This is a genomic window from Amycolatopsis sp. NPDC058340, from assembly GCF_042723975.1.
Taxonomy (GTDB): Bacteria; Actinomycetota; Actinomycetes; order Mycobacteriales; family Pseudonocardiaceae; genus Amycolatopsis.
The window spans coordinates 30388-52483 of the sequence record NZ_JBHXIB010000016.1 but is presented as its reverse complement, the minus strand read 5'-3'; the positions used below and the strand labels follow the sequence as shown (position 1 = coordinate 52483).

The 22096-nt window shown below is 69.4% G+C and carries 18 protein-coding genes; 9 read left to right on the top strand and 9 right to left on the bottom strand.

The window, feature by feature from the left end; translation table 11 throughout:
- Nucleotides 1-32 precede the first annotated feature (32 nt).
- From ACFWIW_RS20045 to ACFWIW_RS20035, 3 genes are read right to left on the bottom strand one after another with little or no spacing between them, the layout of a single operon-like run.
- Nucleotides 33-323 (bottom strand): hypothetical protein, encoded by a 291-nt coding sequence (locus ACFWIW_RS20045; RefSeq protein ID WP_378369801.1) that lies wholly within the window; start codon nucleotides 321-323, stop codon nucleotides 33-35.
- Nucleotides 320-3715, bottom strand: coding sequence for a TM0106 family RecB-like putative nuclease (locus ACFWIW_RS20040; RefSeq protein WP_378369800.1), 3396 nt, complete (start codon nucleotides 3713-3715; stop codon nucleotides 320-322). The genes ACFWIW_RS20045 and ACFWIW_RS20040 overlap by 4 nt, the downstream gene beginning before the upstream one ends.
- A 52-nt stretch (nucleotides 3716-3767) precedes the next feature.
- Nucleotides 3768-4478 carry a GntR family transcriptional regulator gene (locus tag ACFWIW_RS20035; protein WP_378369799.1) on the bottom strand — a complete coding sequence of 237 codons (711 nt, stop codon included), beginning with the start codon at nucleotides 4476-4478 and terminating at the stop codon, nucleotides 3768-3770.
- Between the two features lie 121 nt (nucleotides 4479-4599).
- On the opposite strand from ACFWIW_RS20035, the gene ACFWIW_RS20030 reads away from it, so the two are divergent.
- The 3 genes from ACFWIW_RS20030 (at nucleotide 4600) to ACFWIW_RS20020 (ending at nucleotide 7857) form a co-directional block, all read left to right on the top strand.
- Nucleotides 4600-5514 (top strand): glycoside hydrolase family 16 protein, encoded by a 915-nt coding sequence (locus ACFWIW_RS20030; protein ID WP_378369798.1) that lies wholly within the window; start codon nucleotides 4600-4602, stop codon nucleotides 5512-5514.
- Between the two features lie 9 nt (nucleotides 5515-5523).
- Nucleotides 5524-6387 (top strand): sigma-70 family RNA polymerase sigma factor, encoded by an 864-nt coding sequence (locus ACFWIW_RS20025; RefSeq protein WP_378369797.1) that lies wholly within the window; start codon nucleotides 5524-5526, stop codon nucleotides 6385-6387.
- A gap of 126 nt (nucleotides 6388-6513) precedes the next feature.
- On the top strand, nucleotides 6514-7857 hold the full coding sequence (locus ACFWIW_RS20020) for a deoxyguanosinetriphosphate triphosphohydrolase family protein (RefSeq protein WP_378369796.1): 1344 nt from the start codon (nucleotides 6514-6516) through the stop codon (nucleotides 7855-7857).
- A 53-nt stretch (nucleotides 7858-7910) separates the two neighbouring features.
- Here ACFWIW_RS20020 and ACFWIW_RS20015 read toward each other — a convergent pair whose 3' ends face one another.
- Together ACFWIW_RS20015 and ACFWIW_RS20010 are read right to left on the bottom strand one after the other, a co-directional pair.
- Entirely contained in the window at nucleotides 7911-9155 is a 1245-nt protein-coding gene (locus tag ACFWIW_RS20015) for a DUF222 domain-containing protein (RefSeq protein WP_378369795.1), read from the bottom strand.
- A gap of 168 nt (nucleotides 9156-9323) precedes the next feature.
- Entirely contained in the window at nucleotides 9324-9800 is a 477-nt protein-coding gene (locus tag ACFWIW_RS20010; RefSeq protein ID WP_378369794.1) for a GNAT family N-acetyltransferase, read from the bottom strand.
- Between the two features lie 101 nt (nucleotides 9801-9901).
- Here ACFWIW_RS20010 and ACFWIW_RS20005 point away from each other — a divergent pair, with 101 nt between their 5' ends.
- Entirely contained in the window at nucleotides 9902-10678 is a 777-nt protein-coding gene (locus ACFWIW_RS20005; protein ID WP_378369793.1) for a cyclase family protein, read from the top strand.
- Complete coding sequence (locus ACFWIW_RS20000) at nucleotides 10675-12285, top strand: thiamine pyrophosphate-binding protein (protein WP_378369792.1); 1611 nt, start codon at nucleotides 10675-10677, stop codon at nucleotides 12283-12285. The genes ACFWIW_RS20005 and ACFWIW_RS20000 overlap by 4 nt, the downstream gene beginning before the upstream one ends.
- Nucleotides 12286-12288: 3 nt before the next feature.
- Here ACFWIW_RS20000 and ACFWIW_RS19995 read toward each other — a convergent pair whose 3' ends face one another.
- From ACFWIW_RS19995 to ACFWIW_RS19985, 3 genes are read right to left on the bottom strand one after another with little or no spacing between them, the layout of a single operon-like run.
- Entirely contained in the window at nucleotides 12289-13551 is a 1263-nt protein-coding gene (locus tag ACFWIW_RS19995) for a class I SAM-dependent methyltransferase (protein WP_378369791.1), read from the bottom strand.
- Nucleotides 13552-13577: 26 nt separating this feature from the next.
- The gene (locus tag ACFWIW_RS19990) at nucleotides 13578-14963 is read right to left on the bottom strand and encodes an FAD-binding oxidoreductase (protein ID WP_378369790.1); all 1386 of its coding nucleotides are present in this window, start codon (nucleotides 14961-14963) and stop codon (nucleotides 13578-13580) included.
- A 45-nt stretch (nucleotides 14964-15008) separates the two neighbouring features.
- Nucleotides 15009-16223, bottom strand: coding sequence for an SGNH/GDSL hydrolase family protein (locus tag ACFWIW_RS19985; protein ID WP_378369789.1), 1215 nt, complete (start codon nucleotides 16221-16223; stop codon nucleotides 15009-15011).
- 114 nt (nucleotides 16224-16337) lie between these two features.
- Between ACFWIW_RS19985 and ACFWIW_RS19980 the strand changes: the two genes are divergently transcribed.
- From ACFWIW_RS19980 to ACFWIW_RS19965, 4 genes are all read left to right on the top strand, one after another.
- A complete protein-coding gene (locus ACFWIW_RS19980) occupies nucleotides 16338-16709 on the top strand; it encodes an MmcQ/YjbR family DNA-binding protein (protein ID WP_378369788.1) in 372 nt (123 codons plus the stop codon).
- A 120-nt stretch (nucleotides 16710-16829) separates the two neighbouring features.
- On the top strand, nucleotides 16830-17996 hold the full coding sequence (locus ACFWIW_RS19975) for a sensor histidine kinase (protein ID WP_378369787.1): 1167 nt from the start codon (nucleotides 16830-16832) through the stop codon (nucleotides 17994-17996).
- Nucleotides 17993-18655: a response regulator gene (locus ACFWIW_RS19970; protein WP_378369786.1), complete on the top strand. Its 663-nt coding sequence runs from the start codon at nucleotides 17993-17995 to the stop codon at nucleotides 18653-18655. The genes ACFWIW_RS19975 and ACFWIW_RS19970 overlap by 4 nt, the downstream gene beginning before the upstream one ends.
- On the top strand, nucleotides 18655-21558 hold the full coding sequence (locus tag ACFWIW_RS19965) for a BTAD domain-containing putative transcriptional regulator (protein ID WP_378369785.1): 2904 nt from the start codon (nucleotides 18655-18657) through the stop codon (nucleotides 21556-21558). The genes ACFWIW_RS19970 and ACFWIW_RS19965 overlap by 1 nt, the downstream gene beginning before the upstream one ends.
- Here the strand turns inward: ACFWIW_RS19965 and ACFWIW_RS19960 are convergent.
- Nucleotides 21530-21970: a hypothetical protein gene (locus ACFWIW_RS19960; RefSeq protein WP_378369784.1), complete on the bottom strand. Its 441-nt coding sequence runs from the start codon at nucleotides 21968-21970 to the stop codon at nucleotides 21530-21532. The two genes, ACFWIW_RS19965 and ACFWIW_RS19960, sit on opposite strands and share 29 nt — an antisense overlap.
- Nucleotides 21971-22096 lie beyond the last annotated feature (126 nt).

Sequence of the window (22096 nt, the reverse complement as noted above, 5' to 3'; positions counted from 1 at the left end):
TCTGATCACGCGAGTGCGGTTTTCGATCACCGTCACTGCTCCCGCATCGCGCGGCGGATCTCGGCCAGCTTGTCCTTCGCGGCCTTGTCGCGGTCGGCGATCTTCTTGTCCAGCGAAGCGACGTCTTCCTTGCCGCCGAGGCCGGCGAGTTCGGTCGAGCCCAGCGACGTCGTGTACCGCTGCTCGATCCGATCCCGCACGTGGTCGAACGAGGGAACGCCGCCCTCGCTGTAGTCCGGCTCCGGGACCTCGATCGGCGCGGTCGGCGACTCTTCGACGATCTCGGCGTCGAGGATCTCCTTGTCCGGGTTCTTCTCGGTCATCGTCCACTCCGTCCTGCGTGCCATGGCACGGCTTCGGTCATCAACCCGAGCATGCCCGAAACCAGCCGCATCTGGTCGACCGTGCGGATGTCGGCCTCGACGAGCCGTGGTGAACAGACCACGATCGCGAGCGCCTGTGCCCGCGAGAGCGCCACGTTGAGCCGGTTCCGGGAGAGGAGGAAGTCCAGCCCACGGGGCAGATCGACCGCCGAGGACGAGGTCATCGTGGTGATCACCACCGGCGCCTCCTGCCCCTGGAACCGGTCCACCGTGCCCACGCGCACGCCGGGATGCCCGGCCTCGTCCAGCGCGCGGGCGACGACCCGGGCCTGCAGGTTGTACGGCGCCACGACCAGGATGTCCTCGTCGCCGAGCGGCCGGGCCTCGCCGTGATCGGTCCAGGCGCGGCCGTGAAGCTCGGCGACGAGGGCGGTCACCGCCTCGGCCTCCTCGACCGACCGCGTCGTGTTGCCGTGGTGGTCGACCTCGGCGAGGTACAGGCCCGATTCGACGCCGTCGATCGCCCGTTCGGCGGCCGAGGGATGCGAGTGCAGACGGCCCGCGTAGGACAGCCGCGACACCGGCGCGCAGACGGCCGGATGCATCCGCCGGGTCTCGTCGAGGAAGTACCCGAGTTCGGCCGGGATGATGTCGGCCTCGCCGATCAGGTGCCCGAGCGCGGACGCCTCGGCGCCCGCGGGATGCGTGCCCTGTACGACCTGCGGCAATTGCTGCGGATCGCCCAGCAGCAGAAGATTCTTGGCGCACATCGACACCGCGAGCGCGTCGGCGAGGGCGAACTGGCCCGCCTCGTCGATGATCAGCAGGTCGAACGGCTCCTCCCGGATCGCGGCGTTCGCGAACGTCCAGGCGGTGCCGCCGACCAGATGGCCGGTGTCGTGCTCCTCGCGCCACTTCACCAGCGCGGGATTGGTCTTCGGCTGCTCCCACGGCGCGGCCGGATCCGGGGTGCGTTTGGCGCGTTTCGCACACGGCAGATCCGGCGCGTTCTTCAGCGCGGCGGACAGCACGTTCTCCACGGCCTTGTGGCTGGTCGAGGTGACGGCGATCGTCTTGCCCGCGCGCACGAGTTTCGCGATGAGCCTGCCGGCGAGATAGGTCTTGCCCGCGCCCGGCGGGCCTTGGACGGCGAGTGTGGAGCCATCGAGCGCCTCGACGGCCTCGATCACCGTGTTCACCAGGTCGGTCCCGGGCTCGGGCAGGGACTTGTCGTCGCGAAGCCGGGGTGTCGTGCGCCGGAGCAGATCGACGCCGGGATGCGCGGGCAGCGTCGGCAGCCCGTCGACGACCAGACGGGCCAGGTCCGCGACGGCGTCGTCCTTGGGGGAGGGGCGGACCGGGCTCCCGGGCAGCACCGCGACCGGCCGGTCGGCGGTGGTCTCGTCGGGTGGGCAGCCTTCTTCGAGCGTCAGTTCCACGGCGGTGGCCGAGACGACCTTCGCGTCGCGCGCGGCCGCGCCGTACCGCAGGCGGACGTCGTCGCCGGGGGCGAAGGGATGCGGGCGGTCCGGGTCGCAGCGGAGCACTAGCGAGCGCTTCGCCTTGCGGACCCGGCCCGACGGCGGCACCCATTCCCCGGCCTCCAGCGAAACCGGGACGGTGCAGGCGTTGTCGGTCTCCAGATCACCGAGCGGCGCGGCCAGCTGGCGGAAGTACTCCCACCACGCCGGATTCGTCTCGCGGCGGTGGTAGCCGACCGACGCGGCCAGCAGCGCGCGGGCGCGATCCTCGCCGGTGAACTCGGCCGGATCGTCGGGCAGGCCCTCCAGGAGAGGATCGACCAGCACGGCCAGCTGCGCCGCGCGTTCGGCGCGTTTCTGGGCCGCGACGTCCTCTTCGGTCTGGCGGAGCAGAGCGTCCACATCGGACTCTTCGGGCGGCTCGGCGAGCGCGATCCCTTTCTCCGCACGGACCTTGTGCAGGAACTCGAACAGCCGCAGTGTGGAGACGCAGTCGTATTCGTTGTAGTCGCTGATCCCTCGCAGCACTTCGTCCGCGTGCTCGGTCTCGCCGGAGGCGGTCAGCGTCAGGTATTCCTCGTAGGCCTCGATGCTCGACACCGCCGTCTTGACGTCGCCGTCGCGAGCCTCCGGCATGTAGAGCGGTTCGAGATACTTGATCGAGTACGACCGCTGCGAGACCCGGAGTGCCTTGCGCACCACGGAATACAGGTCCACCAGGCCGCCGCTGCGCAGCAAGTGGTCGACGGCGTCCTCCCGGGTCCCGTGCACGGCGGCGAGCCGCTTGATCGCGGTGACCTCGTACGGCGCGTAGTGGTAGACGTGCGAGCCGGGATGCTCGGCGAGCCTCGCGGTGGCGAAGTCGACGAACTCTTCGAAGGCCCGCTTCTCCTGCGACCGGTTGTGCGCCCAGAAGGGCGTGAACTTCGTGCCGCCGTCGTCGGTCACGGCGCCGAAGAGGTATTCGAGCCCTTCGCCCGCCAGCGCGTACGGGTCGCCTTCCATGTCGAAGAAGACGTCACCGGGCGCGGGCGGCGGCAGTTCGGCCAGCGCGTCCGGATCGATGACCTCGTAGGCGATCTGCCCGGTCTCGTCCTGCCGGACCTGGATCGCGGCCTGGGCGCGCAGCGTGGCGAACGACGTCGTCGAGATGTCGCGCGGGCGGTCTTCCGGTGCGGCGGCCGCGAGCGCGTCGATGGTGCCGAGCCCGGCGGCGACGAGTTTGCGCCGCTGGTCGCCGCGCATCCCCGCGACCAGCGAAAGGTCACGGTCGGCTTCGCGGGCGCTCGCGCAGTGCGCGGCATAGGAGCAGCCGCCGCACGCGGGCCGCTCGTCGGCCCAGAGCCGGACCGGCAGGGTGGGCGGCCGGTTCCGCAGCCGGGCGCGGAGCCGGTCCACCAGCGGGAGGAAGTCGTCGACGCGGAACGACCGCGTGCTGTGATCGCCCAGCAGGAGATGCATTCGCGGACCGGCGGGCCAGCCCGCCCGGCGCAGGGCGTCGGCGTACGCGGTCAGCTGGACGACCGCGGCGGGCTTCGCGTGCCTGGCCAGCTTCGTGTCGTAGACCTCGTAGCGGCCTTCGTCGTCCCGCATCAGGAAATCGGCCCGGCCGGAGAACTCGCCGTCGTGGAAGACCGCTTGGTAGATCACCGGAGCACCGGCCCGAAGCGCTTCTTCGGTGGCCTTCGCGGCGACGGCCGGATCACGTTCGTCGATCTCGACGACGGCGCTCCGCTCGCCGCGCAGTTTGTCCAGCGTCGCGGCCTCGTGCGCGCGCCCGTGCGTGACCGCCAGCTGGTCCGGCCCGGAGCCCGGCCGTGGCGCTCCCGGCAGGCCGGCGGCCAGCGCCTGGTTCAGGAGGCTGCGGTGCTCGCATTCGAGCAGGTCGGCGAGATCGGACGGGGTGTACATCGCCCGGGAGTCTTACACGGACTCGCGCGGCGACGGCCCCGGCGCGCCGGAGTCAGCCCGAGGTGTGGTCGAACGTCAGACGCGAGGTGATCCGGTAGCGGTCGCCCCGGTAGATCGAGCGGGTGTACTCGATCACGCGGCCGCCGTCGTCGCGGGTGGTGCGTTCGAACAGCAGGGCGGGGGAGTGCTGCGGGACGCCGAGCAGGCCGGACTCGCCCGCGTCGGTGACGGTCGGTTCGATGATCTGCACGGCCGTCGCGGGCACGACCTCGTACCGCGTGCGGAGCAGCTCGTAGAACGAGCCGGACTCGAAACCCGCGGCCGTGATGTCGGGCACGAGGTCGCGCGGGACCAGGATCCGCTCGATCGCCATCGGCGCCTCTTCGACGACGCGGACGCGAGTGACCGCGACCAGGGTGTGGCCGGGCGAGACCTCGAGCCGTTTGCCGAGCCGGGCGCCCGCCGGGGTGGTGGCGAAGTCGATCACGCGGCTCGTCCAGTGGCCTTCGGCGGGCGGGGCGAACTGCTCGCCGCCGGTGGCGGGCAGGAGGTCCTGGGAGATCTTGCGCGGCGCGGTGAACGTGCCGCGGCCGTGCTCGCGGACCACGAGACCGTCGCGTTCCAGTTCGTCGATCGCGGCCCGCAAGGTGGGGCGCGAGACGCCGATTTCGGTGCTCAGCGCGCGTTCCGAAGGCAGGACCTCACCCGGCTGCCGCCGCTCGATGAGCTGGCGTAGCCGATCCTTGACCTCTGTTCGCCGCATGACCACAGCCTACCCAGTGGTCAGCGTGAATTGGCTGGTGGACAAGTTGTCTAGACCTATTGACTTTACCACTTCACCGGGCGACGGTGGAAAGAAACTGACCAGTGGTAAAGGAGACGAGATGTCGACCTCAGGGAAGTTCCGCGCCGCCGCCGTCGCGGCGCTGTCGGTCGCCGCACTGGGTCTGGCGCCGGGAGCCGCCGCCGGAGCGGCCGGTTGCGGGGCGCTGTTCGACGACTTCCACTACGGCTCGCACACCGACGGTCTCCTCGCCCAGCACGGCTGGCAGGTGCGGTCCGGCGCGGGCGGCCCCGGTGTCGGCGGCGCGCGCTGGGCGCCTGAGGGCATCACGTTCCCGACATCCGGCGGGGACAAGGTGCTGCAACTCGCCTCCACCACCGACGGCACGCCCGCGGGGACGACACAGACCGAGATCATGCAGCCCGACCGGCGGTTCTTCGAAGGGACGTACGCGGCGCGGATCCGCTTCTCCGACGCGCCGGTGTCCGGCCCCGACGGCGACCGGATCAACCAGACGTTCTTCACGATCAGCCCGCTCCGCTACGACAACGACCCGATCTACAGCGAGCTGGACTTCTCGGAGTACCTGCCCAACGGCGGCTGGGGCGAGGCGGGCCCGGTGAACTTCCAGACCAGCTGGCACACCTACACGCCGGATCCCTGGTATGCCGAGAACAAGAGCGACAGCCAGCGCCGCAGCATCGACGGATGGCGCTCCGTCGTCGCGACCGTGTCCGACGGCCATGTGCGGTACTACATCGACGGCGCGCTGGTGGCCGACCACGATCGCGGTGGGCCGTTCGACGTGTACCCGCGGCAGAACATGTCGTTGAACGTGAATCAGTGGTTCATCGACCTCACGCAGCACAGCGGCGGGACGAGCACTTATCTCGAACAGGTGGACTGGGTCTACTACGCGAAGAACGAGGTGCTGACGCCGCAGGCCGCCGCCGAACGGGCCGCGTCGTACCGGTCTTCGGGCGTGCGGTTCACCGACGATCTCGGTGGCTGTTAGATATGAACGGTGGATCGGCTGACGGAACGCTTCGAGGAACACCGGGTCAGGCTGCGGGCGGTGGCCTACCGGATGCTGGGTTCGGCCAGTGAGGCCGAAGACGCCGTCCAGGACACGTGGCTGCGGCTGAACCGCGCCGACGCGGAGGAGATCGAGAACCTCGGCGGCTGGCTGACCACGGTGGTGGCACGGGTGTGCCTGAACGTGCTGCGCTCGCGCGACCACCGGCGGGAGGAACCGCTCGACGCCGCGTTCTCCGAGCCCGCCGACTCCATGGTCGATCCCGCCGCCGACGCGGTGCTCGCCGATTCGGTGGGGCTGGCGATGATGGTGGTCCTGGACACGCTGGCCCCCGCCGAACGGCTCGCGTTCGTCCTGCACGACATGTTCGCGGTGCCGTTCGAGGAGATCGCCCCGCTGATCGACCGCACCCCGGCCGCCGCGAGGCAACTCGCGAGCCGGGCCCGGCGCCGTGTCCAGGGCCGCCCCACCGCCGCGGAACCGGACCTCGCGCGACGGCGCCAGGTCGTCGACGCCTACCTGGCCGCGGCCCGCGGCGGAGACTTCGCGGCGCTCCTCGAGCTTTTGCATCCCGACGTCGTCCTCCGCGCGGACAAGGCGGCTGGCCCGTCGCGCGAGCCGATCTACCTGCGCGGCGCCAGCGTGGTCGCACGCGGCGCGGCGGCCGCTTCGGTGCGGGCGGCGGTCACCCAGCTCGCGCTGGTGAACGGCGACATCGGCCTCGTGATGGCAAACGAAGGACGGCCTTCGGTGGTGCTCGCGTTCGTGTTCGTGGACGGGAAGATCAGCGAGATCGACGTCATCGCGGACCGGGAACGGGTGCGGGGGCTGGATTTGATGATGGTGGACTGAGCCGGGGGTTGCGGTTCGGTCGCGAACGAATACCGATGGTTCCGTCTCTCCGGTCCGGGCGTTAACGGTTCTCTGTCGTTCTCCGCCTCCTTTTCAAGGCTCTTTGAGTCATGACGAGGAGGGACCATGTCGAAGGGAATTGCCCGGCGCCACGAAGTTCAAGAGAAGGAGACCTATCGCGACGCGTACCAGCGCGATCGTGATCGAGTGCTCTACTCGTCCGCGTTTCGCAGACTGGCCGGAGTGACCCAGGTCGCCGCGGTCAATGAGCAACTGGTGCTGCACAACCGGCTCACGCACAGTTTGAAGGTCGCGCAAATGGGCCGAAGACTCGTGCAGCATCTGCGCGCTCAGTGCGGTCCAGGGGAATTCGCGCCGGAGTCGGACTTGAACGAGGACGTCGTCGAGACGGCGGGCCTCGTGCACGACATCGGCCATCCGCCGTTCGGGCACATCGCCGAGGAGGTCCTCGATCAGCGTTTGGCGCAGATCGCCGGGCTGGAGGGCTTCGAAGGGAATGCGCAGTCCTTCCGGGTGGTGACGAAGCTCGCCCGGCGGAAGGAGGAGCACATGGGCCTCAACCTGACCCGGGCGACGTTGAACGCGATCCTCAAGTACCCGCGCCTCAAGCCGCGGGATTCGGCCAAACCCATCACATCGTGGACCAACCGTGGCTACGGCGAGAAATGGGGCGCCTACCAGACCGAGCGAGACGATTTCGAATGGGTCCGGGACGGTAGCCGTGGTGATTTGCGCTCCGCGAACGCGATCCTCATGGACTGGGCCGACGACATCAGCTACGCGACGCATGACCTCGAGGACTATTTCCGGGCCGGGCTGATCCCGTTGCACAACCTCGCGATCGACAAGAAGCGCATCCTCAAGCACGGTCGCCGACGGTTGAGGAAGATCAACGGTTTCAACGAACATCGCTTTCGGGAGCAGATCGACGCGATCGTCGGCGAGTTCGGTGAAAGTCTCAGGTCGCAGTGCTGGGACACTCGCGAGAACCGGGTTCAAATGAACATGATCACCAGCAATCATCTCACCAGGCTCGTGGACGCGGTCCGGCTCGTGGACGTGGCCCCTTATGTCGAGGTCGACGAAGAGAGTCAATACCGGGTCGCCGCGTTGAAGGAGCTCACGTGGTTCTATGTGATCGACAGACCGCCACTGGCCATCCAGCAGGAAGGTCAGAAGAGAATCATCGGTTCGCTCTTCGATCGGTTGCTCATGTGCCTGGAAAAGTCGCCGAACAGTCCGAAGATCCCCATCCACCTCCGTGTGATCTACCGCGACATCAAGCGTGACGACGAGGCGAAAGGGACCTTCAAGGGCGACAAGGAGGCCCGTTGTGCCCGGGCCGTCACCGACTACATCTGTCTGCTCACCGAGGCACAGGCCGTCGATCTCGGGAAGCGACTGGCGGGCCGGTCGCAGAGTTCGATGTTCGGAACCTGGTTCAACTGAGTGAGGGCATGCCGAGGGGCCCGTCGCCATGTGGACGGCGGGCTCCCTCGGGTTCAGCGGTGGTTGCGGCGGGGTGTTTGTAGCGGGTCCAAATACTGCGGTGGGATGAATTCGGGTCGGCTGTTGGTGGTGTGGACTTTCCAGCCGGATTGTCCGTGGATGACCATGTGGTGATATCGGCAGAGCAGGCACAGGTTGTCGAGGTCGGTGTCGCCGAGTTGGCCCCAGGGGAGTATGTGGTGGGCTTCGCAGTGTTTGGGTTTTCGTCGGCAGCCGGGGAAGGCGCATCCGTGGTCGCGGAGGTTGAGGGCGCGGCGTTGGGCGGGGGTGACGGTGCGGGCGGCGCGTCCGATGTCGAGGGGTTCGCTGTCGGTGCCGAGGACGGCGGGGATGATTTTCGCGTCGCAGGCGAGCATGCGGGCGTGTCGGGCGGTGATCTGGGTGACTCCGTCCACGCAGGCGGCTCCGAGCCCGGAGGTCAAAGTTTCCAGGGGGATGGTGATGACGATGGTGGTGCGGTCGCCGGAGAGGGTGGGGGCTTTGTCGTTGGTCATGGCGTAGTGGATGGCGTCGAAGAGTGCGTCGCCGTGGCGTTCGCCGGGGGTGCGGGGGTCGCGGTTGCCGTCTTCGTCGATGGGTCTTCGTTGTCCCCAGGTTTCGAACAGGGCGTTGGTGCGGGCCCCGAATTCGGGGTCCAGTAAGCCGTTGAGCCGCCACCAGCCGTCCTCGCGTTTGCGGAGATATACCTCGCGGGACGGTGGTTTGAGATCCTCGTCCTTAGGCTCGTTGCCGTCGGGATCGAGGTGGGCGAGAAGGTCCGCGCCGACATTGGTGATCTCCTGCGGCCCGGCGTGGCGGGCCAGAGTCACCAGGATCTGCTCGGCACCGGTCCGGTCGTCCGCTGTGGCATCGGCCGGGATCTTCTTCAGCACCGCGAGGATCGGATCCAGCTGCTGATGCCCCAGATCACCCTCCGCCGCCGCCGCACCGGCAATCGGGGCGAACGCCGGCGCCGGAGTGCCGTCCAGATTCCGGCTCTCGTTCACAGTCAGCGCCCGGGTGACGGTGTCGCGGGCCTCTTTGGGGCTGATCCGGGCGGTCTCGGCGAACCACCCGGCGGTCGAGCGGTGCCCGAACAGTTCCATCGGACCCCGGGACTCGATCTCGGCCAGGAACTGCCCGACCTTCGCCAACGCCTGACGCACCACCGACAACCGCTCCACCACCCCATGCGCGAGCTCCCGCGCACCGGCACGCCACAACTCGTGCGGCGGTTCGAGGATCCGTTGACTGGACACCCCACAAGAATACCAGCAGTCGAACAAGTGTGCGAATCCGAAAAGGTTTCTCGAAAATCATTCGAATACCCCGTGGGGCACGTTGCGAAAGCCACTTTCGCAACCTTCAACGTTGCGAAAGTGGCTTTCGCAACGCCGCCGCACGCCTCACTTGCCCAAGCCGACCCCTCAAGCATCAAGGCGCAGAATGGTTTCCTCGATCTCGGCATCCCGAGCGGACGCGTAGGCGACCTCGGTCCCGACAACACTGAACCCCGCCTTCTGCAGCACCCGAAGCGACCCGAGATTGTCACTGGCGGCGCGCGCGTACAAAGGCCGGACCTCGACGATCTCCAGGAACAGCGCGAGGGCACGGCTGGCGATTCCCCGTCCCCAAACAGAACGATCGATCCAGTAGGTGATTTCCGCGTCGCCGTCCACGAAGAATCTGCCGATGGTGCCGAGGAAGCGGCCATCACCGGTCACCGCACGCACGATGAGGTCCGGAGAAGTCCGCAACCTCACCATGTGGCGGTCGAACGCTTCGCGATCGTTGGGATCCCTGGCGACGAACGCGGCCATCCGGACCGATTCGGGGTCACGCATCAGCTCGTACAAGGTGTCCAGGTCGCGATCCTCGACCGACCGCAGTGCCACCTCGACCATCGATCTTCTCCTCAGTCCATCGGCGACGTCTCAGGCGACCCATCAAACCCGAAATCCGCCTAAGGTGGCCGAGACGCCGCAGTCATTCCCGGGAGGCACGCATGTCGTTGTTGGCCCAGCTGAACTCCGCGATAACCACGGGCGCGATCGAGGTCGTCGACCTCACCGCCCCGTTGAGCGCGAGCACCCCGATCCTCCGGTTGCCGGAGCCGTTCGCGAACACGATCCCGTTCGGCCTGGAGGAGATCAGCCGGTACGACGAACGCGGCCCGCGCTGGTACTGGAACAACATCCACACCGGCGAGCACACCGGGACCCATCTCGACGTCCCCGTGCACTGGGTGTCGGGAAAGGACGGCCACGACGTCTCCGAGGTGCCGTTGCGCACGCTGGTCGCCCCGGCCGTGGTGCTCGACGCGTCGGCCCGCGCGGCCGAAGACCCGGATTACCTGCTTTCCGTCGAGGACATCCGTGAGTGGGAGCGGGTGAACGGGCCATTGCCCGATGGTGGCTGGCTGCTCTATCGCACGGGCTGGGACGCTCGTTCGCATGATCAGGAGACCTTCCTCAACAACGACGAGAACGGCCCGCACACCCCCGGTGTTTCAGGGGAGTGCGCTCGCTGGCTCGCGGAGGAGGCGCCGATCACCGGGTTCGGGGTCGAGACCGTCGGCACCGACGCGGGGCAGGCACTCGCCCTCGAACCGGCCTTCCCGTGCCACGAACTCCTCCTGGGCGCGGGGAAACACGGCTTGACGCAGTTGCGGAACCTGGCGAGCCTGCCGCCCACCGGATCGCTGCTGGTCGTCAGCCCGCTTCCGATCGTCGGCGGTTCCGGCAGTCCCGCCAGGGTCTACGCGCTGGTCGAGCGGGCATGAACGTCGCGGAGCTGGTCGGCCGCACGCTCGCGGAGCTCGGCGTCGGCATGGCGTTCGGGGTCGTGGGCAGCGGCAACTTCGAGGCCACCAACGGGTTGCGGGCGGGCGGCGCGCGGTTCGTCGCCGCGCGGCACGAGGGCGGCGCCGCGAGTATGGCCGACGCGTACGCCCGGATGAGCGGCCGAGTCTCAGTATTGAGTCTCCATCAGGGCTGCGGGCTGACCAACGCGCTCACCGGGATCACCGAGGCGGCCAAGAGCCGGACCCCGATGATCGTCTTGGCCGGGGACACCGCGGCGTCGGCGGTGCTGTCGAACTTCCGGGTCGGCCAGGACGCGCTCGCGGCCGCGGTCGGCGCGGTGCCCGAACGCGTGCACGGCGCGCGTACCGCGGTCGCCGACACCGTCCGCGCCTATCGGACGGCGGTGCAGCAGCGACGGACAGTCCTGCTCAACCTGCCGCTCGACGTCCAAGCCCAGCAGGCGCCCGAAGCGGTCCCAGTACCGCAAATCCCCGGCCCGGCGTCGATCCGCCCGAGCGCGGACGTGATCGCGAAACTGGCAGGCCTTGTCGTAGAAGCGCGGCGGCCGGTCTTCATCGCCGGCCGCGGCGCACGGGAGAGCGCCACACCACTCAAAGAACTCGCTGAGGTGTCCGGCGCGTTGCTGGCGACTTCGGCGGTGGCGCACGGCCTCTTCCACGACGATCCCTTCTCGATCGGGATCTCGGGCGGCTTTTCGTCGCCGCGAGCGGCGGACCTCGTCAAGGACGCCGACCTCGTGATCGGCTGGGGGTGCGCGCTGAACATGTGGACCACCCGGCACGGCACGCTGCTCGGCCCGGCCGCCCGGCTGGTCCAGGTCGACGTCGACCAGGCTGCGCTCGGCGCGCACCGGCCGATCGACCTGGGCGTCGTCGGCGACGTCACCAGCACGGCCGTGGACGTGCACGCCGAACTCGAAAGGCGCAGCCACAGAAGGAACCGCGAAGTCCCCGAAAGCACACGATGGAACGACGTCCCGTATAACGACCTATCCGGCGGCGGGAGGATCGACCCGCGCACGCTCAGCCGCCGTCTCGACGAAATCCTGCCCGCCGAACGGGTGGTTTCGATCGACTCCGGCAACTTCATGGGCTACCCGAGCGCGTACCTGTCCGTCCCCGACGAGAACGGTTTCTGCTTCACCCAGGCGTTCCAAAGCATCGGGCTCGGCCTCGGGACGGCGATCGGCGCCGCGCTGGCCCGGCCGGATCGCCTGCCCGTGCTCGGGGTGGGCGACGGCGGGTTCCACATGGCCCTCTCCGAGCTGGAAACCGCTGTGCGGCTACGGATCCCGCTCGTCGTCATCGTCTACAACGACGCGGCGTACGGCGCCGAGATCCACCACTTCGGCGCCGCGGACATGACGACGGTCCGGTTCCCCGACACCGACATCGCGGCGATCGGACGCGGTTTCGGCTGCGCCGGGGTCACCGTGCGGTCGGCCGAGGATCTCGCCGCCGTCAAGGAATGGCTCGACGGCCCGCGGGACGCGCCGCTCGTCGTCGACGCCAAGATCGCCGACGACGGCGGCTCGTGGTGGCTGGCCGAAGCTTTCCGCCACTAGAAGCTAAACGCCCCAGTCCGGCCGCAGCGGCATGCCCGCGTCGCCGTCCGGACCGGCCTTCACCCCGAGCACCTGGTGCAGTTCGATCTCCCGCCGCTCGAAGGCGAGGCGGCACGCGGCCATGTACAGCGCCCAGACGCGGCTCCGGCCCGCGCCCGCTTCGGCGACGGCTTCGTCCCAGTTCGCGTCGAGGTTGGCACACCAGGCACCGAGGGTGGTGGCGTAGTGCTCACGGAGGTTCTCCGAATGCCGCACCTCCAGTCCGCTGTCGTGCATCGCGGTGGCGATCTCGCCGACGGATTCCAGTTCGCCGTCCGGGAAGACGTATCGGTCGATGAACCCGCGTGACCGGTGCGGCACGGAGGTGTCCGGGTTGGTGATGCAGTGGTTCAGCAAACGCCCGTGCGGTTTGAGTTTCCCGGCGAGGAAACGGAAGTACGACGGAAGGTTGCGCGCGCCGATGTGCTCGGTGAGCCCGATCGACGACACCGCGTCGAAACCCGTTTCGGTGACGTCACGGTAGTCGAGATGCCGTACTTCGGCCTTGTCCGCGAGCCCCTTGGTCACGATGTCCTTCTGCGCCCATTGCGCCTGCTCGCGCGAAAGGGTGACGCCCAGCGCCTCGACGCCGTAGTTCTCGACGGCGTGCTCGACCATCCCGCCCCAGCCGCAGCCGACGTCCAGCAGCCGCATCCCGGGCCGGAGCCCGAGTTTCCGGCACACCAGGTCGAATTTGTGCGCCTGCGCCTCTTCCAGCGACGCGTCGCCGGACGGATACGCGGCGCACGTGTAGGCCATCGACGGGCCGAGCACCAGTTCGTAGAACCGGTTCGAGACGTCGTAATGGTTCGAGATCGCGTTGCTGTCTCGCGCTTTCGAGTGCCGTAGCCCGTCGAAGACGCGCTTGGCGCGGCTCGGCAGTTCTTCGGCGGGCGGGGCGACGCGGCGCAGGTGCCTCGGCCCGAGCTCACGCAGCAGCCACAACCGGTCCGCGGCGCTGAGCTGATCGACCTGGGAAACGAGCGCGCGCAACGCCGTGTAGAGATCGCCGTCGACGTCGAGCGCGCCGGCGACGTATGCACGGGCGAGCCCGAGGTCGCCAGGGGACGACATCAGATACGTCAGCGCCAGCGGCGACCGCACCTGGATCGACACGGGTGCGTCCGCCGGCCCGCTCGTGCTGCCGTCGTAGCCGGTGATGGACACTTCGGCGCTCGGGCCGAGCAACCGCTCGAAGATCTTCCCGACGGTGGTCGTCCCAGCCATGGTCGTCTCTCTTCTCCCGGGCCCGATCACCGCCGCCGCACGCATTTCGCGTACAGGTCGAGCAGGCGGCCATCGGGGTCGTAGGCCGTCTTCAATTTCCGGTAGGCGTCGCCGTTGTACAGCCGCCAGAACTCGTCTTCGGCATAGAAACTGTCGGAGTACAGCGATTTCCGCCCGCCGAGCCGGGTCACTTCGGCCTCGATCAGCCGATTGTGCGTATCCGGGGCCTCACCGGGGTCCAGCGGTACCGCGGACCAGAACCCGAAGTTGACGTAGAGCGTTTCGGGATCCAGTTCGTACAGTGGCGAGTTCACGCCGCCGGGCCGCTGCTTCAGCGGGCAGACCCACACCGGGCTGATCGGGATCTCGCGGCGGAAGAAGTCCAGGAACTCCGCGGCCCGCGACAGCGGTACCTCGATGTCCTGGACCACGGTCTCTTCCGGCGGAAGACGGCGCAGCTTGAGCAGTTTCGCGGCGATCCCGAACCGGCGGTCGAGCGCGACGACCTTCCAGTAGACCGACGACCGCAGCAGCCGCCTGCCCAGCAGCAGCCGGGGGAGCCGGTGCTGCACGCCGAACGCCCGCGAGCACCAGAACCAGTCCGTGTCCCAGCGCCACAGGTAGTCCCGGACGCTCAGATGGTCGGTCTCGCGGGCGCGGATCGACTTGTAGTAGATGTCGAGCCAGGTGTAATCGCTGGTCACCGGTGCCGACGAGGTGAAGGTGCCCAGGGTCAAGTACTGCTCGCCCGGCCCGAAGACCGTTCCGTCCACGAAGTCGGCCGACCCGCTGCGGCATGCTTCACCGAGCGCCGCGAAGTACTCCTCCGTGTCGTCGTACCGGACGTGGTCGAGCCGGACGTACGGCTTCACCGGCTCCAGCTCGATCTTCAACCGCAACGCGTAGCCGAGCGTCCCGTACGAGTTCGGGAAGCCCTGGAAGAGCTCGCTGTGCTCGTTGTCCGGCCTGGCGACGACGATCCGGCCGTCGCCGGTGAGCAGCTCCATCTCCAGCACCGACTCGTGCACGAGCCCGTTGCGGAACGAGGACGACTCGATGCCGAGACCGGTGACCGCGCCGCCGAGCGTGATCGTCTTGAGCTGCGGAACGACCAGCGGCATCAGCCCGTGGGGCAGGGTCGCGTCCACCAATTGCTCGTAGGTGACCATGCCTTCGACGTCGGCCGTGCGCGCCAAGGGATCGACGTCGAGCACGTGCGTGAATCCCGAGACGTCCAGCCCCGGTGTGCTGGTCGCCTTCCGTGCCCGGAACAGGTTCGACGTCCGCTTCGCCAACCGGATGGTGCCGTGGAGGTCGGCGAGCCGTGCCCGGAGGGTTTCGGCTCGCGCTTCGTGTTCCGCGAACCGGACCAGCCGCGCCGTCTCCCGGATACCGCTGTCGCTGCTCGCCATCAGTTCATCGTGCCCCACCGAACCGCCTGGCGCAGCCCTTGATTGCTAGCCGAGCCCGGACAGCGGGACGGCGTCCGCCATGGCGGTGAAGCCCTTGTCGCCGGGGTGGAGGTGATCGCCGGAGTCGTACTCGGGTTTCATCCGCTGCGGGTCGGCGGGGTCGCGGATCACCGCGTCGAAGTCGAGGTAGCCGTCGAAGAGCCGGCTCGTCCGGATGAACCGGTTCACCGCCTGCCGCGTCTCCTCGAGCTGCGGCGTGTACGAACCCCAGCCCTTCCACGGCGTGATCGTCGCGCCCAGCACCCGCAGACCGCGGTCGTGCGCCCGGCCGGCGATCTGCTTCAACGCCGAGATGATCTTGTCCGGGTCCGCCTGGTGCGGCGTCTGCTGGATGTCGTTGATGCCCTCGAACACGATCGCCGTCCGCACGCCGGACTGGCCGAGCACGTCGCGGTCCAGCCGGGCCAGCGCGTTGACGCCGTAGCTGCCGCCGTCGAGCAGCAGCCGGTTGCCGCTGATCCCGGCGTTGAGCACGCCCGTCCGCGCGCTGATCTTGTCGGCGAGCTGATCGGGCCAGCGCAGGTTCGCGCCCCAGGTGGAGTTCGCGCCGTCGGTGATCGAGTCGCCGATCGCCACGACGCTGCCGCGCAGCCCGCGGCCACGGACGTCCACTCCGGACACGTAGTGCCAGACCGCGGTCTTCTCCGGGAACGCCGCCGCCGACTCGTCGGCCGCCTTGTCGCCGTTCCGGGTGAAGTACGAGTTCTGCATCGCCAGCGGGTGGTAGGTGACCGGACCCGACGGCGCCGGCGTGTACGTGGTGACCAGGAGATCGCCGTCCCTCGGCACCGTCAGCGCCGTGCCGTCGCTGACGATGTCGGCCCCCGGCGGCACGGTGACCTCGCGGTCTCCGCCGAAGGTCAGCGTGCGCATCGTGCCGGGCACGGCCTGTGGGGTGTCCGGGCCGGCGGCGACCGCGACGGTCACGCGGCCGAACAGCACCGGCGTCCGGCCGAAGGCGTTGGACAGCCGCACGCGCACCTCGTGCCCGCCGACGCTGGTGTGCACGATGTTGCGGATCGAGAAGTTCGGGTAGCCGTTGTCGGTCCCGGCCACCCCGGCCGCGGGAGCCGCCGCCCAGGTGCCCACCCAGCCGCTCGGGGCGGCGCTTTCCACTCGAGACGGCGGGGCCGCCGCGGCGACCCCCGGTACGACGCCCAGCAACAGGATTCCCGCTACGGCGAGCTGCTTCACGCGCATTTCGGTTTCGCCTCCACCCAGTCGGCTCCACCCATCGTCAGTGAATCACCGACAGCCGGTCAACGTTCCGGACGGGACAGGTTTCTGTCGGTGGTCGCGGTTAGCCTGAACGCCATGAAGCCAGCCGCTCTCCGGAAGCTCTGCCTCGGCCTCCCTGGCGCCAGGGAGGAGTTCCCGTTCGGCGACGACATCAACGTGTACAAGGTCGCGGGCAAGGTGTTCGCGCTCGGCCCGCTGAAGGCGAAACCGCTGCGGATCAGTCTCAAATGCGAGCCCGACCTCGCCGTCCGGTTGCGCGCCGAGCATCCGGCGATCATCCCCGGCTACCACCTGAACAAACGACACTGGAACACCGTCGAGCTGGACGGTTCGCTGACCGACGATTTCGTCCGGGAGATGATCGAGGACTCCTACGACCTCGTCGTCGCGGGCCTGCCGAAACGAGAACAGGAGAAACTGAACTGGGTCGCGCTCAGCCAGGAATGACCAACCCTGGTTTCATCCGGATTTCATCCCACCGTGCTCGCCCGGCCTCCTACCGTGGGCGGAGACGGGTGCCGCCCGCCGCACGATGACTCGCTTCCCGGCGCTTCCTAGGCTGATGGCGTGCTGGAGATCTTGCGGAACCGGTTCCGGGCACGGGTGCAGGCCAGCCTCACCCGGGCGGGCTTGAGCCTGCCGTGGTGGGTTCCGGCGACCTCCACCCTGCTGAGCGTGGTGTTCGCCGTGGTCGCCGTGGTGCAGCGGGACGCGTTGGTGCCGCCGCAGCCGGTCGCGCTGGGCGGGCTGCTCGTGCTCGCCACGCCGCTGGCCTGGGCCGTCACGGGCTGGGTGGTGCCGTGGGCGCGGGTGGCGGCGCTGATCGCCGCGGCCGCGGTCCTGCTCGTCGAGCCGGCACTCCCGGATTTCGCGCCGCTGCTGCTGCTGGTCGCGGCCACCGAAGCGGGCAGTGTCCTGCGGACGACGTGGGGGATCGCCCTCGTCACGGCCGCGGGTGAGGCGGTGCTGGCCGTGGCGGGGATCTGGGGCGGGCTGATCGGCGGGCCGGTCTACATGGTCGCGATCCTGCTCGGGCTCAGCGGCGGGCTCATGGTCCGCTGGTACACCAGGGTGCTGGACGCCGAACGCGACAACCGTGACGCCTCCCGCGACAAGGCCCTGCTCGCCGAACGCCAGCGCATCGCGCGTGAGGTGCACGACGTCGTCGGCCATTCGCTCAGCATCACCCTGCTGCACCTGACCGGTGCCCGGCACGCGTTGCAGCAGGACCGCGACGTCGACGAGGCGATCGAAGCGCTGACCGAAGCCGAGCAGGTGGGACGCGCCGCGATGGCCGACATCCGCCGCACGGTCGGCCTGCTCGCCGACTCCCCGTCGGGCAGTGCCCCGCTGCCGGGCGTGGAGGACATCGCGACGCTGGTGGAACGCACCCGCAGCGCCGGACTGGCGGTGCGCTATACACAGGAAGGCGACCTCGGCCGGGTAGGCGCCTCGGAAGGATTGGGCCTCTACCGGATCGTGCAGGAATCACTTGTCAACGTCGTCAAGCACGCCCCCGGCGCGACCGCGGAGGTCCGGCTGAACGCCGGCCGTTCGGGTTTGCACCTCGTCGTCAGCAACACCCTCCCCTCGACCGTCCGCCGCGCCGCCGAGGACGGCTCGGGGCTGGCCGGGATGGCCGTCCGGGCCGCCCAGCTTGGCGCCGATCTCAGCGCCGGGCCGAGCGGCAGGCAGTGGATCGTGCGGGTCACCGTGCCGGGAGTCAAACCGTGACCGCCGCCGAGATCCAGGTGCTGCTGGTCGACGACCAGGAGCTGGTCCGGTCCGGGCTGCGGCGCATCCTGCGACGGCGCGACGGGTTCGTCATCGCGGGGGAATGCGGCGACGGCTCGGAGGTGCCCGCGGCACTGGCCGCCGCCGAGGTCGACGTCATCGTGATGGACCTGCGGATGAAGAACGTCGGCGGTGTCGAGGCCACCAGGAGGCTGCGGCGGACCGGCGGGCATCCGCCCGTGCTCGCGCTCACCACCTTCGACGACGACAACCTCTTGGCCGACGCGCTGCGGGCGGGCGCGGCGGGCTATGTGCTCAAGGATTCTCCCGCCGAAGACCTGATCCGGGCCGTCCGCGCGGTCGCCGCGGGCGACGCCTGGCTGGATCCCGGGGTCACCGGGCGGGTGCTCGCCGCCTACCGGCAGGCCGCCGGGAACGGCAGCGGCGGACGCTCACCGGAACTGCTGACACCGAGGGAACAGGACGTGCTCAGGGCGATCGGCCGGGGGCTGACCAACGCGGAGATCGCCGAGACCCTCGTGATTTCGGAGGTGACGGTGAAAAGCCATATCGGCCGGATCTTCACCAAGCTCCAGTTGCGGGACCGGGCGGCCGCGATCGTGTACGCGTTCGACCACGGGATCGTGGTGCCGGGCTGATGCGGAACGATGGGGGGATCATGTCGGATTCGAGGCTGCGGTTCGAGGTGCTCGGCCCGTTGCGGGCCTGGCACGGCGAGACCCGGCTGGACCTCGGTCCGGTCCGCCAGCAGGCCGTCCTCGCCGGTCTGCTGCTGCGCCCGGACGTGACCGTCAGCCACTACGAACTCACCGACGGGCTGTGGGAGAAGCCGCCGGAGTCGAACGTGTTGCCGGTGTACGTCCGGCGGCTGCGGCAATGCCTGGACACCTCGGGGACGAAGCCGCGGGACTCGGTGATCGTGTCCGACCGCGGCGGCTACCGGTTCGCCAGCGGCGGGGTGCGCCTCGACGTGGTCCGGCTGGAAGAGATCGCCGCCGTCGCGGCCGCCGCCGAGGAATCGGGCGACCTCGTCGCCGCGGTGGACACCTTCGCCGAGGCCCTCCGGCTGTTCCACGGCGAGCCGCTGACGGGATTGCCCGGCGCGTTCGTCCAGGGCGAGCGGCGACGGCTGGAGGAACGCAAGCTGCTGTTGCTGCGCCGGAAACTGCGGGCCCAGCTGAAACTCGGACGGTTCGACGAGGTGATCGGCGAGCTCTCGGCGCTGGTGTCCGCCGACCCGCCGAGCGAGCCGCTGGCCGCCTTGCTGATGCGGGCGCTCTACGGCGGCGGGCGGCAGGCGGAGGCGCTGGAGGTGTTCACCGAGGTCCGCGAGCGGCTGGTGGAGCAGCTCGGCGTCGAGCCGGGCGAGGAGCTGCGGCAGGTACAGGAGGCGGTGCTGCGCGGGGACGAGGCGCAGCTCGGTGTCGCCCCGCGCCGGGAGCCTGCTCGCCGGATCCGCAACGAACTGCCCGCCGCCAACGGCGAACTCGTCGGCCGGGACCGGGAACTCGCGCTGCTCGTGGCGGACGGCGATCCGGAGTCGGTCTCGGTCGACACCGTCGACGGTGTCGCGGGCGCGGGGAAGACCACGCTCGCGGTACGCGCGGCCCACCGGCTCCGCGAGTCCTATCCGGACGGTGCGTTGTTCGTCGATCTCCATGGCTACACCGAAGGTCGTGAGCCGGTGACGCCGGAGCGCGCGCTGCGGCGGCTGCTGCGCGCGGTCGGGGTCGAAGACGGGCTCATGCCGGACGATCTCGACGAGCTGTCCGCGTCGTGGCGGGCGGCGACCGCGCAGCTGCGGTTGCTGCTGGTGCTCGACAACGCCGAGTCCGCCGGTCAGGTGCGGCCGTTGCTGCCGTCCGGGCCGGGCAGCCGGGTGCTGGTGACCAGCCGTCGCCGTCTGTCCGGTTTGGACGCCGACCGCCGCGTTTCCCTCGGCGCGCTGGGTCTCGAAGCGGCGGAGCGGCTGCTCGGCCGCATCGTCGGAGCGCCGAGGGCCGAGGGGGAGCGGTTCGCCGTGCGCGCGCTCGCCGGGCTGTGCGGTCGTTTGCCGCTCGCGCTGCGGATCGCGGGCGCCCGGCTGCAGAACCGTCCGATGTGGACGTTCAAGGATCTGGTGGACCGGATGTCGGACGACGAGCGCAGGCTCGGCGAGCTGACCGCCGAGGATCGCAGCGTCGAGGTGGCGCTGCGCCTGTCGTACGAACAGCTGCGGCCCGCCGAGCAGGACGCGTTCAGTGTGCTCGGCCTGTCGCCGACGGCCGAGTTCGACCGGCTTTCTGTCTCCGCCCTGTTGGACTGCTCGCCCGCCGAAGCCGAACGGCGGCTGGAAAGCCTGGTCGACGCCAGCCTCGTGCAGGAGCCGGCGAGCGGCCGCTACCGGCTGCACGACCTGGTGGCGGTCTACGCCCGGCGGCTCGCCGGGGAGATGCCGGAAGAGGCCGCCGAAGCGGCACGGAAACGGGTGTACGGCTTGTATCTCGGCGCCGCTCGCCGGGCGAGCGAATGGGGCGTCGCGCGGTTCCCGCTGGAGACGGGAGGGCCGTTCACCGGTCAGCGTGACGCTTCCGCCTGGCTCGACGCCGTCGGCGACCTGCCGGAGGTGGTGGCCCAGGCGGCCGAATCCGGGCTGCACGACCTCGCGTGCTCTGTCGCCGAGGGGCTCGTCGACTATCTCGCCCGCCAGCAGCGATACCACGAATGCCGGACGGCGCTGCAGATCGCGCTGCCGCTGGCCGAACAGGCCGACGACGAACGCCTCGTCTCTTCGCTGCGGTTCTGCCTCGGCTACGCCTACGCCATGCAAGGCCAGCTGGACCGGGCCCGAGGCTGGTTCGACGACGCTTTGCGCGCGGGCCAGTCCTCCGGGGACCGCGGCGTGGAGGCGCGGGCGCTGGGCGGGCTCACCATGGCGGACCTGATCGCCGGACGGCACGATCTCGCCATCCCCGGGATGCGGCGGGTGATGGTCTTGGCCGAGGAGGTGGAAGACCGCTGGCTCGCCGAGAGATCGTTGTCGGCGCTGGGCTATCTCGCTTATCTGCAGGGCGAGCACGAAGAAGCGCTCGGTCACCTCGGCCGCGCCCGTGAGCTGAGCGAGGAGATCGGCAGCGCGGGGATGCTGGCGAGGGTGCTGTGTCATATCGGCACGGTTCAGCTCGAAATCGGCAGGTTCGCCGAAGCCGCGCTCGACCTCCGGCGGTCCGTCGAACTCGCCGAAGAGACCACGGACGGCCTGCTGGTCGCGACCAGCCTCGCCCGCCTGGGTGCCGCGGAACTGGAACTGGGGAATCTCTCCGAGGCGTTCGAACTCCAGCGGCGCGCGCTGACGGCGGTCACCGAGGAGACCGTCGTCGGGATGGAGTCCGAGATCCGCAACCGGCTCGGCCGCACTCATCTCGCGGCGGGCGATCCGGTGGCCGCCAGGGAGCATTTCGAATGGGTGCTCACCACCATCGGACCCGACGGCGATTCCCTTCAGCGCACCCTCGCGCTGGAAGGCCTGGACCTCACCAGACAGTCGGTACTCCGGCGTTGACGATCGTGAAACGGTGCCCGGCCATGCTCGCCCGCCAGCGCGCGAAATAGGTGTCGGCGGCGTCGGCCAGATGCACCCCGGCGCGGACCTCGTGGACGGCGTAAGCCCACTCCGCGGCGTCGCACAGCACCAATTCCCTTGCCGCGCCTCGTTTGCGGAGCACGGAGGCGCAGAGGGCGCCGCGCCTGCCGACTGCGCTGTGCTCGAGGCAGCGACGGAGGTCTTCGACGGCGTCGGCGGCGGTGTCGAACAGCGTCCACCGGTACTTCGGCGACGGGCGGCCGTCGGCCCACGGCGTGGCGAACGCCGCCCAGCTCCAGCCCGGTCCGACGACCCCGTCCCGCTGCCCGGGGCTCGGCGCGTCGTCCCGGGGCGTCACCATGTTGTACGGGGTCCGGCTCGCCGGGCTCATGCACGTCTCCTCGGTGGGCAACCGGTCCGCGGCCGCGGATCCGTGCCCGGAACCGTAGGGCGGGGCCATGAAATCCCGATGAAACGAGACCTCTCGCCTCGTGAGTGGCAAGGACGGTTCTAACCG

Coding starts and splice junctions, on each gene's coding strand:
- ACFWIW_RS20045 (WP_378369801.1), bottom strand. CDS start 323: ATGACCGAGAAGAACCCGGACAAGGAGATCCTCGACGCCGAGATCGTC.
- ACFWIW_RS20040 (WP_378369800.1), bottom strand. CDS start 3,715: ATGTACACCCCGTCCGATCTCGCCGACCTGCTCGAATGCGAGCACCGC.
- ACFWIW_RS20035 (WP_378369799.1), bottom strand. CDS start 4,478: ATGCGGCGAACAGAGGTCAAGGATCGGCTACGCCAGCTCATCGAGCGG.
- ACFWIW_RS20030 (WP_378369798.1), top strand. CDS start 4,600: ATGTCGACCTCAGGGAAGTTCCGCGCCGCCGCCGTCGCGGCGCTGTCG.
- ACFWIW_RS20020 (WP_378369796.1), top strand. CDS start 6,514: ATGTCGAAGGGAATTGCCCGGCGCCACGAAGTTCAAGAGAAGGAGACC.
- ACFWIW_RS20010 (WP_378369794.1), bottom strand. CDS start 9,800: ATGGTCGAGGTGGCACTGCGGTCGGTCGAGGATCGCGACCTGGACACC.
- ACFWIW_RS20005 (WP_378369793.1), top strand. CDS start 9,902: ATGTCGTTGTTGGCCCAGCTGAACTCCGCGATAACCACGGGCGCGATC.
- ACFWIW_RS20000 (WP_378369792.1), top strand. CDS start 10,675: ATGAACGTCGCGGAGCTGGTCGGCCGCACGCTCGCGGAGCTCGGCGTC.
- ACFWIW_RS19995 (WP_378369791.1), bottom strand. CDS start 13,551: ATGGCTGGGACGACCACCGTCGGGAAGATCTTCGAGCGGTTGCTCGGC.
- ACFWIW_RS19990 (WP_378369790.1), bottom strand. CDS start 14,963: ATGGCGAGCAGCGACAGCGGTATCCGGGAGACGGCGCGGCTGGTCCGG.
- ACFWIW_RS19985 (WP_378369789.1), bottom strand. CDS start 16,223: ATGCGCGTGAAGCAGCTCGCCGTAGCGGGAATCCTGTTGCTGGGCGTC.
- ACFWIW_RS19980 (WP_378369788.1), top strand. CDS start 16,338: ATGAAGCCAGCCGCTCTCCGGAAGCTCTGCCTCGGCCTCCCTGGCGCC.
- ACFWIW_RS19965 (WP_378369785.1), top strand. CDS start 18,655: ATGCGGAACGATGGGGGGATCATGTCGGATTCGAGGCTGCGGTTCGAG.
- ACFWIW_RS19960 (WP_378369784.1), bottom strand. CDS start 21,970: ATGAGCCCGGCGAGCCGGACCCCGTACAACATGGTGACGCCCCGGGAC.